This is a genomic window from Methanothermobacter wolfeii, assembly GCF_025397995.1.
GTDB lineage: Archaea > Methanobacteriota > Methanobacteria > Methanobacteriales > Methanothermobacteraceae > Methanothermobacter > Methanothermobacter wolfei.
Genome location: NZ_CP104550.1, coordinates 453,168 through 466,782, shown reverse-complemented (window position 1 = coordinate 466,782; position 13,615 = coordinate 453,168). Strand labels below are relative to the sequence as shown.

The window sequence follows — 13,615 nt, the reverse complement described above, 5'->3', positions numbered from 1 at the left end:
TCAATTATGCTCTTGTGGAGGGATTTATAGGACTCAACATGGCAGCATATGCAACAATAATAGCCTACACAGGCCTCCTAAACATCACAGACGATATCAAAAAATTCATCATAGAACACCAAACATGCATTCTAGAGGATGTTTTCCATGGTATATTAGATATTGCAACTGTTGCCGGTGTCACTGCTGTTATGGGTCCTTTGGGTTTTATAAGTGTGATAGTGGCTGAAGGTGATTTGATTTTAAGGATACGGACTCATTATCTTCCCCAAGAATATTGGAAGTATATTTCGATTCATCGTACCTGGATTTATGGTTATGAGTTGAGAAGTTATGTTGGTGAGGATCATTGTATACACTATATTGAAATACCGAAGAATCCTGATGGTAGTTTGAGGTGGGAGGATGCAGCATACATCTAAGCTTTTTTATTTTTTGGGGTCGTTATCGTGTTTTACAATTTTGTTGGTTTTACTGTTTACGGGTAGTAGGTTGGCTTTACTGCCTACTAGGCCTGAACTACCTATTATATTGTTAACGTGTCTTTTACTGGGAAATATGTTTTTGCTAATCTATTTTCTGTCGAAGAAGGTGTTCAGAGGCGAGGAAAAAGGTGTGCTCGAAACACTTTTTGTTATAATGTCCCTAATAGGTGTACTTCTCCTTTCTCGGCTATATCATTGAGGAGCGTTAAACCCAACAACAAACCAACAAATCAACACCAAAATAAAGAGGTTCAGGGCATTTAGCCTCAGATAGCAGCCCCTTTTAAGTTTTTATTCAGCTTCTACTTCTTTGCGGGATGACCTGAAAGAAATGGATCAACCCCTACACTAGGCATACTCGAAAGGGGAACATAGAAGGATATTAGGTTGCCAAGAAGGAACTGAATATCAAAATTTTCTTCTTGCTTGCCTTCACATGTTTTATTCGTTATATAGGGCTATAGCGAAGTTAGGACCCTGGCGCAGGACCATCCTCAGGGGAGAAGATGCCCTGAATGACCGGAAAGTGACGGCCACATATATACCGGTCAATCAAAATAGAAGATGTTAGAGGTGAAAGTTATTCTCATATCCCACATATCCATAAGCGACGTGATAACCCTACTCACACCAACATGTAACTTCAGGTGCAGTTACTGTTTCTTCAGGCCCATGGGGTGCAGATCGTACACTCCATCCAAGGTGGCGGACGTTATCATTGATGTTATGGCTGAATCAGACACCGACACTGTGCTCATTGCAGGGGGTGAACCCACACTACAGTCCGATCTCCCGGAGCTCACAGAGATCCTACACCGAAATGACCTCAGGGTGATCCTTTCAACCAACGGCACCAGGAGGGATGTCATAGAGAGGTGCGCCCTTGATGAGGTGCACGTGGACCTCAAGGCCCTTGACGATGAAAAGCACAGAAGACTCACAGGATCATCAAACCGGGAAGTCCTTAGGTGCATAGAGGCCCTTGCATCCTCAGATGACTTCCTCCTTGAAGTTGCAACCGTCTTCATCCCCGGTATCGTGGATGTTGATGAGATTGAGGATATAGCATCATTCCTCTCCCCACTGAACGTCAGTTACAGGATAACCGGTTACATGGAGTACGGTAACGAACTCGGGGCACCCCGACCAGGCCCTGAACTGATCATGGAGGCTGCTGAGGTGAGCAGGAAGTACCTGGACCATGTTACAACATCCCTTGATTTCCGGAGGCACAAACCAAGAAAGAAGATAATAACTGACCTCAGGTAGCCCAACGGTCCCCCACCATGATAGTACGAGGGTATGGCCTGGAAAAATCGCAAAGTTTTTTTAAGATGAACCTGATTATTTATAATATCGAGGTTGGGGACGATGAAGACAGAGACTTTATCTGTAATTTCACTTTTCCTTCTTGTCGCTGGAATCTTCGGGGCTGCGGCAGAAAATGACACCGTGAACAACACAACGGGCCTTAAAAATGCATCAAAGGGCCCCACTGTTCAGCCCCTTTCAGTTGCTGTATCGGTAACGGCTGAACCATCCACGGTAACCCTGGGGACCGTTTACCCGGATGGTGTTGAGAGGAGCTATACGAACATCGTGAACGTAAGGGTCCGTTATTTCCTGTCATCGGGAGATACACTTTCTGTAAGGGCCTCCGGTGACATGATAAACACTGCAAACAGCTCCCAGACGATCCCCCTTTCAAATCTTAAATTCAGCACGCCTTCTGTGGCCAAGAGATCATTCACGACCAGCAATTATGTTATAGCAACATACAGCGGTCTTTTTAATTTTTGGAGTCCTGTAGAGGTTCCCATGAGTCTATACATAACGGTACCCCCCTACACTGACCCCGGAACTTACTCTGTTACACTGATATACACTGCAACATGACATGGACTTTGCTGTCCTCTGTCTTCCCTGGAGGCCTGTACACTGATACACCGCATACCATTGAACCTTGCTACCTCCTTCTTAAACACCCCTATCCCTCACAATGATATTACACCGCAACATAAACATCAAAAAACTGTTTTTGTGACTCCTGTCACTGATTCATAGTCTATGAGTTTCCATGGTCACAAAACTCGAAAACTTTTATATGATCTATGGGAGAACTAATTCTATCAATAAAATCGGTGACTTGATATGAAAGAAAAATTAATGGGGATAATCCCACTGATTGTTGCACTTATGTTTGTGGTGGGAATCGGGACATTCAGTGGACCATCCTATGCTGCAACCGCAACCCAGACTGTGACAGTGACAGTTCCTGAAGCTATCTCAATACAGGTTCCAGATGTAAACTTTGGAAGTGTAGCTGCAGGAAGTACAGGGACAAGCCCATCCTTCACTATAAGTAACACGGGTAACGTTAAGATAGACCTCTACGTCAGGGCCGATGCTTCAGCATTCACAAGTCCAACCGCAACAGACACCATAGGAATTGAGAACTTCAGCATATTCAGTAATGTAACCGGAAGCTATCTAACCTTCCTAACGAGCTCACAGAAGATATATGACAACATGAACAAGGCACAGCAGGGAACTGGTAACCCAGCAACATGGAGTACAACTCTAAGACTCACAGTACCATCATTCACAGAGGACGGTGTCTACACCATAACAAACACATACACCGCAGTTAAACACAACGGAGCAGCACCTTCACCATAAACATTCAATTTTTTAAACTACCCCCTTTTTCTATTTATAAAATAAATTTTTAAATACCCTTAAATTAGACTCTTTCTATGGAAGGTTGATACCATGAAGCTAAGGAACATAACAGCCCTCTTAACGGTCATACTTATTTTCGGCTCCATTGCACCATCAATTGCAACCGGACTCTGGGCCTCACCTGCAGAGTTCCGCTACAATCTCCAGCCGAATGGATCTGTAAGCGGTGAGATAACGGTGAGGAACACTGGGAAGGAACCGGTCAACGTCACCCTTGAGAAGAAGAGGCTTCTGATGGACAGCGTAAACCTCGTCTACTCTGATAGGGGGATAGCAGAGTGGATAACCATTGAGGGCAACACCACATTCATAATGAAGCCCGGTGAATCCAGGAAGGTCAGGTTCACGGTAAACGCGCCATCAAAGATCAACTACCTTGATGCCGCCGGTGCGGTGGTGATAAGGGGTGTCCCCCTCCAGAACACCACCAGGGGACAGATACAGATAACTCAGGGAGTTGAACTGGTAATCCCCATCTACGTTGGTCTGCCAGGACCTATAATAGAGTCACTGAGGCTCCTTGAACACCGGGCACCCTCAGTACTTGTTAGTTTCATGCCAGGGAAGTTCACCTACCTGCTCCAGAATAACGGTACGGTGCAGGCCAACATGACAGGAAACATAGAGATCAGCGGTATAACCGGGAAACAGAGGGTTCCCATCTCAGGTGTAGTCTACCCTGAAGACAATTACACCCTCATGGAGACCTGGAAGCCTGGATGGCTTGAGTTTGGATTATACACCGCCACCACAGAGATCAACTATGGACGTTACCATCAGACCAGGACAATAAGGACCACCGACACAATCCTCGTGATACCCGCATGGCTGATAGTTCTCCTTGTCCTTGGAGCCACGGTCTGGGTGATCCGCAGGAAGGGAATCGAACCTCCAATCTCAATAAAGGTTGAGAGGAAAAAATAACTTCCTTTTTTTATTTGTTACCAGATAGTACCCCCAGGATACAATAAGCTGCATATGGATGAATCCTTACCCCTAATGGTCCTCGGAGCTTCTTCTCCCGGCATGTAATTCTAAAAAACCTGATCCTGCTGCATTGATTCCCCAGATTTTAGTGCTTCTTTCTAAAGTGACGCTTTTAGTTTGTTCATTCATGACCAGTCCATGCCATGGCTACCTGATATGTTCCTCCACAATGCATGAAAAAGGTATCAAGTGAGATAATCACCTTAAGGCTGAAAAGGGTCCCATGAATCTGATTTCACTGAAACCCCCAGAGCGCAGCCTGGAGTGATCCTCTATTTCCTCACATCACCCCCACTTTAAACTGCTTAGTATTACAACACCCCTGATTAACATGGAAATAGTAATAATAAATATTTATATGTTAGTAACATCATTATTTTTAATGATAAAAGATTTAAGGAGGTGAAATGTTATGGGAAGACAGTATTTCATGGTTTTCATGGTTCTTCTCTTTGCTGTTGAACTGACAGGTTCGGTGAGCGCAGTGGATACAAACTGTGAGGTGGGAATCAGGGTAAATTATGAATACGCCGATGATAATGGCAATATAAATCCTGATACCCAGGAATTAACAGATGGTAACGGTATAAAGGTGAACTTCACCACGACATTTGACCCTGCAGCCAATATGACAAAAATCAAATTCAACTATGAAAACATAACCGAAAACACAGTGTTCACGGTAAAAATCAGGGCCCCTGGTTACAGGGAACTCTCACACACGTTCAAGTTAGCCAGCTACGGCACAGGATATGCAGCCCATCTATCACTGCAGATGAACGCCACCGACGCCTACAAACGCGGAAGGGAAATAACAAAGAAGGCCGATCAATTGCTGAACTTCACAAAAACAGGTGAAGTCCTTGTGATAACAACAGCCGGAAGCGCCTACTACAAGAACCAGACAACGGAAGACGTCCTTGAGGGTATACTGAACCAGGGACGTGGAATAATAAGCTATGGTAAAGGAAATCTGCTGATGCTCAGGAAAACCAGGCTTGACCCGCTGGACTTTGCATTCATAGTGAGGAAGGGCAACGACCTTATACTGGCCTACTTCAAGAATGCAAGTATGACACCCCTGTATGTAGGGACTGTCAGCCAGAATATGACCCTCACACAGTACCAGACGCTACAGAAAAAGCTGGGAGATGACACATTCCCCATAGCAAGCCTTGCCAATGCATGGGCCATCGGACTATCACCGGACATCCTACGGGAAGCAGCATTCCATGGACACGTCTGCATGGGAACAATATGCGGATACGCCATGATAGAAACACTCCTCAAATATTATCCGGCGACAAATGAATTCGGCCTCCCCCTTGAGGGTGTAAGTTACCAGGTTATCGGTGTGCCCGGCGGCTCAGATGACGACGTATTCATATACGCCATGGACGCAACACCCGGTAAAAGGGCCTACGTTGGATTCAACACAACCGAAGACACAAACATCGTGGGTTTCATCAGATGGAATTCAAAGACAAAGACGGGTACGCTTATCATAATGGCCTACAACCTCCAGGAACTTATAAAGAAATACAAACAGGAAACCTGTGAAACAGCAGTATCCGAACTTAAATTCAATACATGGGCTGTTAAAAAACTTAAAACAAACCCCGAATCCCTTGTGGATATCCTCTACGCATTCGACAATCTCACAGAGGAACAGGTGCACTATCTCATGGGATATGAACCAAACAAGGGAAACACAACCGTCGCAGCAGCCGGCCTTGACCTCAACTACATCCTCAACCAGACAAACCTGATAAATGCAACCCCCTCAAGCAGAACCTACAGTACAGGTACTCTAACATATGACGACTTGAGGAACATCGGTCGACTTGCAGCAGAGAAGGCTATCGAACTCTTCCGAGCCATCGGCATAACACTTGAGAGGGATGACTATCAGTTATTCGTCCTCACATCAGCGGGTTACGTCAGGCTCAACGGTCAGGACACCAGTCCTGTATGGGATGGGATCTACGACGTCCTTGGATCAAGACTCAGCAGAAAGACCCTCCTTCCTGTGCACGCACCACTCTGGGGAAACCTTAAATTCGACTTCTGCCTAGTTAACGGTACACAGAAGATAATCAAATCAATCTACTACAACGTAACAAGTGGAACATTCACTGTTCAGAATTCAGCTAGCTACATAATAGAGGAGGTACTTCCATATGATCCTCCCTTCGATGTGCTGATGGGATGGCTCTTCCATAACCATGTCTGTGGTGGAAGCTCACCCGGTTACCTGATAGCAGACTATATCTTCAACAATTACCCCAAGGGTGAGAATGAGAAGTACATCTACGTCACGACACTCGACAACTGTAAGGACGATATACTCTTCATGCTCCTTGGTGTTTCAGCTGGACAGGGAACCTATGCAAACCAGAGGCTTACAAGTGAGGAGACAACACTTGAAACAACAGGCGGGGGAATGAACGGAATGGTGGGCTACATCATAGTATGGGATGAGAAGACCAACACAGGAAGGGTTGCCATCATCACATGGCAGAGTCCACGATTCGTCCCGGGATCCAACAGCTATGAGGAGTACATCCGACTCTACAAGCATGACTGCTCATCACCGAACCTCGTCTCATTACCTACCGTCAGTACAGCGGCAGAGCGACTGATAAACCGTGAGGAACTCGGCATACTCCTTGCAGGCGGAACAGGATCCATGAATGCACTTCAATACATCTTCAGCATCCCCGCCAACAGGACCCTGGCTGACCTTGTACAGGTGGACAATGGAGGATCACATGATGGAAACCAGGGCGGTGTTCCTGGTGGTGTGCCCGGCGGTTCAACAGGTGGTGTTCCCTCAGGATCATCTCATGGTGCTACAGGAGGACATGCCGGTTATTCTCCAGGTGAGGATATCAGCGCCACCCCTGCAAGTGTTAGTGCAGCATCCGAGGTCTCAGAGGAATCTTCAGTTGAAGGTAAAAGGGTCTATGAGGTTAAGAATGCAACCTCCCCCGGTAGCGACAGCGGTTCATCAGCATGGTACGTCTACGGTATCGTTGGTGTCCTTGCTGCAGCAGGTCTCGTGGCATTCGGGTTCCTGAAAGGCGGAGCAGGAAAATAGAACCATTTTTTATCTAATTTTTTATTTTAGCTACAGCACCAGAAAACTTCCTTTTATCAACTTCAAACCTCCGAAAGGCTTATACATGTGAATATATAGACTTACATGTGGAGTTTTTAACATGAATTTGAAGGGTGTGTCCTTAATACTTGTGCTTGTCATGCTACTTACACCCTCCGCCTATGCATGGAAGACGGTGACCCACTACGACACCGCACAGGTCATCTACGAGAAGCTGCCATCCTCCAAGAAATTAAAGCTGAATGTTAACGTCATGGTTGACGGATCCAACGACCCCGATGAAAAGTTCCATGCCACGGTAAGGCACAGCTTCCCAGGAGCTTCACCGAAGCTAAGAAGTGGCTTGACCGTGGCAGGAGCGCCTACAAAAACAGGAACTACAGGTATGCAAGCTACTGTTTTGGTGTTGCAAGCCACTACATAACAGACACCTTCTATGCACCTCACTGTGTGAGCAGGGAGTCCTCATCACTTCATTCAAGCTACGAGAGGCAGGCAGCATACCTTAAACCCAGGATAAGTTACATGTCAGGAGATCTCTATACACTTATGCAGCGCGGATACCTCAACGGAAGAAACAACTGGTCAGCCTGGACCCGGACAAGGAGCCCGTCAATAGTCCAGAGGGACCTCAACACAGGTACAAGTGTCGCCTACATTGCAATAAACAGGGCAATGAATTAAAAAAATAATTATTTTTTTATTTTAAAGGTCTGGAGAAGTTACCTCTTCAGATAACCCCTCCACCACCACACACGGTTCTTTAACTCAGAAGCTCAGCTCAGATAACCTCTCCATAGCCCTCACAGTGTTCTTGAGGGAGTTGAAGGCCGTGAGACGGAAGTAACCCTCACCGCTTGGACCGAACCCGACGCCCGGTGTTCCAACGACCTCCGCATCATTGAGGAGTCTGTCAAAGAACTGCCATGAGTCCATACCCTCGGGTGTCCTGATCCATATGTAGGGGGCGTTAACACCACCATAGTACCTTAAACCTGCCTTCTCAAGGCTCTCCCTTATTATCTTAGCGTTCTCCATGTAGTAATCGATTGATTCCCTTATCTCCCTCTGGCCCTCAGGCGTGTAGACAGCCTCCGCAGCCCTCTGGACCGGATAGGATACTCCGTTGAACTTGGTTGTCTGGCGCCTGTTCCAGAGATCCTTCAGGGCGTGCATCTTTCCCTCACTGTCAGGGACCTCAAGCTCCTCGGGCACCACCGTGAAGGCACACCTTGTACCCGTAAAGCCCGCGTTCTTTGAGAAGCTCCTGAATTCAACCGCAACCTCCCTCGCACCCTCTATCTCATAGATACTGTGGGGTATGTTATCCTCCTGTATATAGGCCTCGTAGGCTGCATCAAAGAGTATTATGCTTCCAGCATCCCTTGCATAGTCAACCCATTCCGCAAGCTGTTTATGTGTCAGGGCTGTTCCTGTGGGGTTGTTGGGATAGCAGAGGTAGATGAGGTCAACCTTCTCCTCCGGCAGAGGGGGTATGAAGTCGTTCTCCTCTGTGCATGGAAGGTAAACGAGGCCCTCATATCTTCCAGACTCATCCATGGGTCCTGTTCTCCCTGCCATTACATTGCTCTCAACGTATACCGGGTAGACGGGGTCTGTGACTGCAACCACGTTGTCTAGTCCGAAGATCTCCTGGATGTTTCCGGTGTCGCACTTGGCACCGTCGCTTATGAATATCTCATCCGGGGTGACATCAACCCCCCTTGAGGCGTAATCGTTCTCTGCAATGGCTTCCCTGAGGAAGGGGTACCCCTGTTCCGGTCCGTATCCCCTGAAGGTTTCCTCACCGGCCATCTCATCCACGGCCCTGTGGAAGGCCTCCACAACTGCCCCTGGAAGGGGCCTTGTCACATCACCTATACCCATCCTGATTATATCTGCATCAGGGTTTCTGGTCTGGAATTCCTCAACTCTCCTGTTTATCTCAGAAAAGATGTAACTGCTTTTAAGAAGCAGGTAGTTCTCGTTTACAGTCACCATGATCTAATACCTCCCGAAGGATAATCCATAAGAATATTATCATGTAGTCCTGGGGAGCTAATAAAAATTGCTGTACCATCCCCCGGATGAACCCCCAACCGATAAAACTGATTCAGCGTGCAGCACTCACCGGATCAACATACATGAATGCAATTTCCATACAAATCTATTCAAATAACTGCAGTACTCACCGGAAACAATAAATTACCCCACCACATCCAGTCAGTCCACGGAATGGTCTCTATTACCGAAAAATGTTAAAAAAGATGCCCTGATAAACCGGATCACCTGTGGGCGTAGTAGAATATCATTCCATCATCAAGGGAATCCAGGCGGGCGAAGCCGAACCTTTCAAGCTGTACAACATCATCCACCTCAAGCACCGAGGCGTCGGCTTCAATGACCCCTGAAAGAAGTGATGCGTCGGGCATCACCACCCCTGCCTCGATGGCGGAGTCTGCCGGGACCCAATGTATCATTGAAGCACCGAGTTCACGCGCCTCATGGATGCCCTCACTGTGGTACCTGAGCTCACCATCCTCATAGATCACGTTAACAGCATCTATGAGCCTGAGGGGTCCCTCCTTAAGGTCCTCCCCTGGCAGGTAGACCTCCCAGGTGAGTTCAAGTACACGGTTCCCCATCTCAGGGTGGTCAGGGTGCAGGGGCCTCTCAACCATCACAGGCCCCGGCAAACCCTTTATTTCAAGTTTAACAGGCTCCGCGGCGAAGAAGTACCTCCTTGCGGTCCCCTCGAGGATGGTCCTGTTGAGGCCGTGGATCTTCTTCCAGCTCATGGTTGAGTCTGCTATCTTCACCCCGATTTCTATCATGAGCTTCCTCAGTGCCTCCGGCCTTATACCCCTCCTTGCAACTGCACGCAGGGTTCCGAGGCGGGGGTCGTCCCAGCCGCTGTAGAGGCCCTCCTCTATACCCTTACGGGCCCCTGAAGTGCTGAGGGCTATGTCCTCCATTTTAAGGCGTCCGTAGTGTATGAATACAGGGGGCTCCCATCCAAGGTGCTTGTAGAGGTACTCCTGTTTTTCACTGTTCGCCAGGTGGTCCTTGCCCCTGAGCACGTGGGTGACGCCCAGTAGGTGGTCGTCCACTGCAACCGAGAAGTTCATCATGGGGTAGACCCTGTACTCTGATCCGGTGCGCGGATGCTCCGCCTCAACTATCCTCATGGCAACCCAGTCCCTTATGGCAGGGTTGGGGTGTTCAAGGTCTGTTTTCACCCTTACAACAGCTGATCCCTCCGGCATCTCGAACATCTCATGCCAGCGGTTAAGGTTCTCCTTAACCCCCAGGTCCCTGCATCTGCATGCCTCTCCCCTGTTTTTAAGTTCCCTGAACTCCTCAGGGGTGCATGTGCACACGTAGGCTCCTCCCTTCTCAATGAGCTTCCCTGTGTATTCATAGTAGGTTTCCATTCGGTCGCTCTGTATCACGGTCTCATCCCAATCCACGCCGAGCCATTCAAGGTCCTCAGGGATCATCCTGTAGGCCTCAGGGTCAACCCTCCTTGGATCAGTGTCCTCTATCCTCAGTATAAGCCTGCCCCCGTATTTCCTGGCGTATTCATGGTTGAGGATGGCCGCCCTTGCATGGCCTATGTGGAGGGGGCCGCTGGGGTTCGGGGCGAACCTCAGGACCACCTCTTCACCTGCATCAGGGAGGTCCCTGAGGCCCTTCCGCTTCTTCTGTTTCCTCTCCCTTATCTGAAGGCCGAGTCTATCCATTTCATCCTTCTGTTCAGCCGGCTTCATGGAGTTAACCCTCTCCACAGCGGCTTCGACCGCGGCTTTCACCTCCCCGGCCCTTTTCCTGAGTTCGGGTTCATTACTCATTATGGCTCCCATGACAGCGCCGGGACTGGCCTTCCCCTTATGTTTAACCGCATTCATGAGGGCATACCTGTAGGCAAGGTCCTCCACCCTATCACCACCTAGTGTTCCCTTTCAAGGACGAAGTCAGCTATCCTCATGAGGGCTGCCCTTGCATCGGAGTCTTCAAGAACCATCAGGCGTTCCTTGGCCATCCTCACATGGTCCAGTGCAACTTCATGGGCGTAGTTGATTGAATCGTAGCGTTCAAAGATCTCTATGGCCTCTGATACAAGTTTCTGGTCCTTTGCCTGGAGGATGGATATCAGTCTCTCCCTGTCCTCGGCGGATGCCCTTTCAAGGGCCTTGACAACCATGAGGGTCATCTTACCCTCTGCTATGTCGCTGCCTACGGGTTTCCCCAGGGATTCCTCGTCACTTACAACGTCAAGGTAGTCGTCATGGATCTGGAATGCCAGTCCTATGAATTTACCGTAGTCCTCCAGGGCCGAAACCTCCTCAGGGGTTCCTGAACCCATTATTGCACCGGCCTTTGTTGCTGCGGCTATGAGGGCTGCGGTTTTCTTGTAGATCATCTCCATGTACTCTTCCTCTGTCACATCGAACTTCTCCTCGAATCCCATGTCAAGGGCCTGGCCCTCACATATCTTGACGCATGAGTCAACAACCACTGCAAGGGCCTCCCTGACCATGGAGGGGTCCCCGTTTTTTATAACGGCCTCGAAGGCCTTGGAGAAGAGCACGTCCCCTGCCAGTATCGCCATCGGTTCTCCCCAGATCACATGGACCGATGGCTCACCGCGCCTCATCTCATCATCATCCATTATATCGTCGTGGATGAGTGAGAATGTGTGGATGAGTTCTATGGCTGCCGCGACGCCTGCAGCATCATCCAGGTTGCCTCCAACGGCTTCACAGCTCAAAAGGGCCAGTGACGGTCTTATCTTCTTACCGCCTGCTGTTATCAGGTGCTCCGAAGCCTTCAGGAGTGTTTCGGGTGTTATGTCCCTGATGACTTCCCCTATTTTTTCATCAGCTAGGGCAGAGTACCTTCTGAGAATATCGGTCACTTCCATCATCATCGGATACCTCCATTAAAAACCTGTGCCTGTCCGTTCCTCAGTATGTGGATGTCGTTACCCAGCTTGTATCCTTCCTCCTCAGCCACCTCTGCATAGGCAGAGAGCATGTTCAGGTCACCGTGGGCCGGTATTATGTGCATGGGGTTAAGCATCCTTATGAAGTCCCTGTGGTCCTCCCTGCCTGCGTGGCCTGATACATGGGCGTTTGTATAGATCCTTGCACCGCTGGAGGCCAGTCTGCGCTCCATGAGGTTCCTGTTTGCCACGTTCATGGGGTTCGGGATGACGGGGGCTGATATTACCACGTTATCCCCCCTCTGTATCCTGAACTGGGTCTTTGCATTGGCTATCCTCGGGAGGAGGGCGTCGGGTTCCCCCTGATGGCCCGTTGTTATGAGGAGGTAGTCCTCGCGTTTCGCCTCTGCACGGGCAAGGGCCCTGTTAACTGCCTTGGGGCTTCCGTATATGCTTGCATTTTCAGGTAACTTGAGTATGCCCATGGCCTCTGCAAGTCCACAGTAGCGCTCCATTGACCTTCCAAGGAGCAGCATCTGCCTGTCGCTCTTGGCGGCTATGTCACTTATGGCCTGGATACGTTCCATGTGGGAGGAGAAGGTTGTTACGATCATCCCTGTCTTCTCCTCGAGGGGGTTCTTCATTATATCCTCGAGGACTATCCTTGCAACCTTCTCTGAGTGTGTTTTGACCTCCTGCTTCTCTGTCGCCCTTGTGGTCTCAACGATCATTGCAAGGACGCCCTTCCTCCCGAGTTCCCTGAGGCGGTGGTAGTCAGGTGGAGGGGATATCTTCTGGTGATCATCGAATTTGAAGTCAAGGGCGTAGACTATTATACCCTCCGGTGTGTGGAGGGCTGCTATGACTGACTGGGGTATGCTGTGTGTTGACTGGATGAACTCCAGGGTTATGCCCGGGGATATCTGGCACTTCTCCCCTGCGTTAAGGACCTGGAGGGTGTTGAGGACGTTGAACTTCCTCTCGGCCTTTATGGTCCTCTCTATGAGGGCTATGGTGTAGGGCGTTGCGATTATCGGTGCCTGGTATCTGTGGGCAAGTTTTGCAACGGCCCCTATATGGTCAAGGTGTCCGTGGGTGAATACTATGGCCCTTACCTTACCATCAACGTCCTTCATCAGCGTGTCATCGGGTATAACCCCCCTTTCAATGAGGTCAAGACTGTGCATCCTTGCTATGTCCATGTCCTCATGTATATGGACCCTGTCAAGGTGGATCCCCATATCAAATATTACAACATCATCTCCAACTTTAACGGCGGACATGTTCTTTCCAACTTCCTCGTATCCACCGATTGCAATTACTTCAACGCTCAAA

At 48.8% G+C, this 13,615-nt stretch carries 11 protein-coding genes and 1 pseudogene; 8 read left to right on the top strand and 4 right to left on the bottom strand.

The annotated features are described in order from the left end of the window. Positions 1-38 precede the first annotated feature (38 nt). The 8 genes and pseudogenes from N5910_RS02635 (at position 39) to N5910_RS02600 (ending at position 8,019) form a co-directional block, all read left to right on the top strand. Complete coding sequence (locus tag N5910_RS02635) at positions 39-422, top strand: hypothetical protein (protein WP_013295924.1); 384 nt, start codon at positions 39-41, stop codon at positions 420-422. A gap of 636 nt (positions 423-1,058) precedes the next feature. Next, entirely contained in the window at positions 1,059-1,754 is a 696-nt protein-coding gene (locus tag N5910_RS02630) for a radical SAM protein (RefSeq protein WP_261599728.1), read from the top strand. A 102-nt stretch (positions 1,755-1,856) separates the two neighbouring features. Then, positions 1,857-2,381 carry a hypothetical protein gene (locus tag N5910_RS02625; protein WP_074358610.1) on the top strand — a complete coding sequence of 175 codons (525 nt, stop codon included), beginning with the start codon at positions 1,857-1,859 and terminating at the stop codon, positions 2,379-2,381. A gap of 255 nt (positions 2,382-2,636) precedes the next feature. Then, the gene (locus tag N5910_RS02620) at positions 2,637-3,164 is read left to right on the top strand and encodes a hypothetical protein (protein WP_261599727.1); all 528 of its coding nucleotides are present in this window, start codon (positions 2,637-2,639) and stop codon (positions 3,162-3,164) included. Positions 3,165-3,257: 93 nt separating this feature from the next. Continuing rightward, positions 3,258-4,151 carry a hypothetical protein gene (locus N5910_RS02615; protein ID WP_074358608.1) on the top strand — a complete coding sequence of 298 codons (894 nt, stop codon included), beginning with the start codon at positions 3,258-3,260 and terminating at the stop codon, positions 4,149-4,151. Positions 4,152-4,626: 475 nt separating this feature from the next. After that, entirely contained in the window at positions 4,627-7,314 is a 2,688-nt protein-coding gene (locus N5910_RS02610) for an FmdE family protein (protein ID WP_261599726.1), read from the top strand. A 411-nt stretch (positions 7,315-7,725) separates the two neighbouring features. Then, a pseudogene (locus N5910_RS02605) lies at positions 7,726-7,785 on the top strand (zinc dependent phospholipase C family protein); the annotation flags it as partial. Continuing rightward, positions 7,786-8,019, top strand: coding sequence for a hypothetical protein (locus N5910_RS02600; RefSeq protein ID WP_238337960.1), 234 nt, complete (start codon positions 7,786-7,788; stop codon positions 8,017-8,019). Between the two features lie 84 nt (positions 8,020-8,103). Here N5910_RS02600 and N5910_RS02595 read toward each other — a convergent pair whose 3' ends face one another. From N5910_RS02595 to N5910_RS02580, 4 genes are all read right to left on the bottom strand, one after another. After that, positions 8,104-9,339 (bottom strand): LL-diaminopimelate aminotransferase, encoded by a 1,236-nt coding sequence (locus tag N5910_RS02595; RefSeq protein ID WP_202879485.1) that lies wholly within the window; start codon positions 9,337-9,339, stop codon positions 8,104-8,106. 281 nt (positions 9,340-9,620) lie between these two features. Further along, positions 9,621-11,243: a glutamate--tRNA ligase gene (gltX, locus tag N5910_RS02590; RefSeq protein ID WP_074359712.1), complete on the bottom strand. Its 1,623-nt coding sequence runs from the start codon at positions 11,241-11,243 to the stop codon at positions 9,621-9,623. A 41-nt stretch (positions 11,244-11,284) separates the two neighbouring features. After that, positions 11,285-12,262 carry a short chain isoprenyl diphosphate synthase IdsA gene (gene idsA, locus N5910_RS02585; RefSeq protein ID WP_074359713.1) on the bottom strand — a complete coding sequence of 326 codons (978 nt, stop codon included), beginning with the start codon at positions 12,260-12,262 and terminating at the stop codon, positions 11,285-11,287. Beyond that, positions 12,262-13,614: an RNase J family beta-CASP ribonuclease gene (locus N5910_RS02580; protein ID WP_074358606.1), complete on the bottom strand. Its 1,353-nt coding sequence runs from the start codon at positions 13,612-13,614 to the stop codon at positions 12,262-12,264. The genes idsA and N5910_RS02580 overlap by 1 nt, the downstream gene beginning before the upstream one ends. Position 13,615: the final 1 nt, after the last annotated feature.

Excerpts from the sequence above, each read along its gene's own strand:
- N5910_RS02635 (WP_013295924.1), top strand. The coding sequence starts at position 39 with ATGGCAGCATATGCAACAATAATAGCCTACACAGGCCTCCTAAACATC.
- N5910_RS02625 (WP_074358610.1), top strand. The coding sequence starts at position 1,857 with ATGAAGACAGAGACTTTATCTGTAATTTCACTTTTCCTTCTTGTCGCT.
- N5910_RS02620 (WP_261599727.1), top strand. The coding sequence starts at position 2,637 with ATGAAAGAAAAATTAATGGGGATAATCCCACTGATTGTTGCACTTATG.
- N5910_RS02615 (WP_074358608.1), top strand. The coding sequence starts at position 3,258 with ATGAAGCTAAGGAACATAACAGCCCTCTTAACGGTCATACTTATTTTC.
- N5910_RS02610 (WP_261599726.1), top strand. The coding sequence starts at position 4,627 with ATGGGAAGACAGTATTTCATGGTTTTCATGGTTCTTCTCTTTGCTGTT.
- gltX (WP_074359712.1), bottom strand. The coding sequence starts at position 11,243 with ATGAATGCGGTTAAACATAAGGGGAAGGCCAGTCCCGGCGCTGTCATG.
- idsA (WP_074359713.1), bottom strand. The coding sequence starts at position 12,262 with ATGATGGAAGTGACCGATATTCTCAGAAGGTACTCTGCCCTAGCTGAT.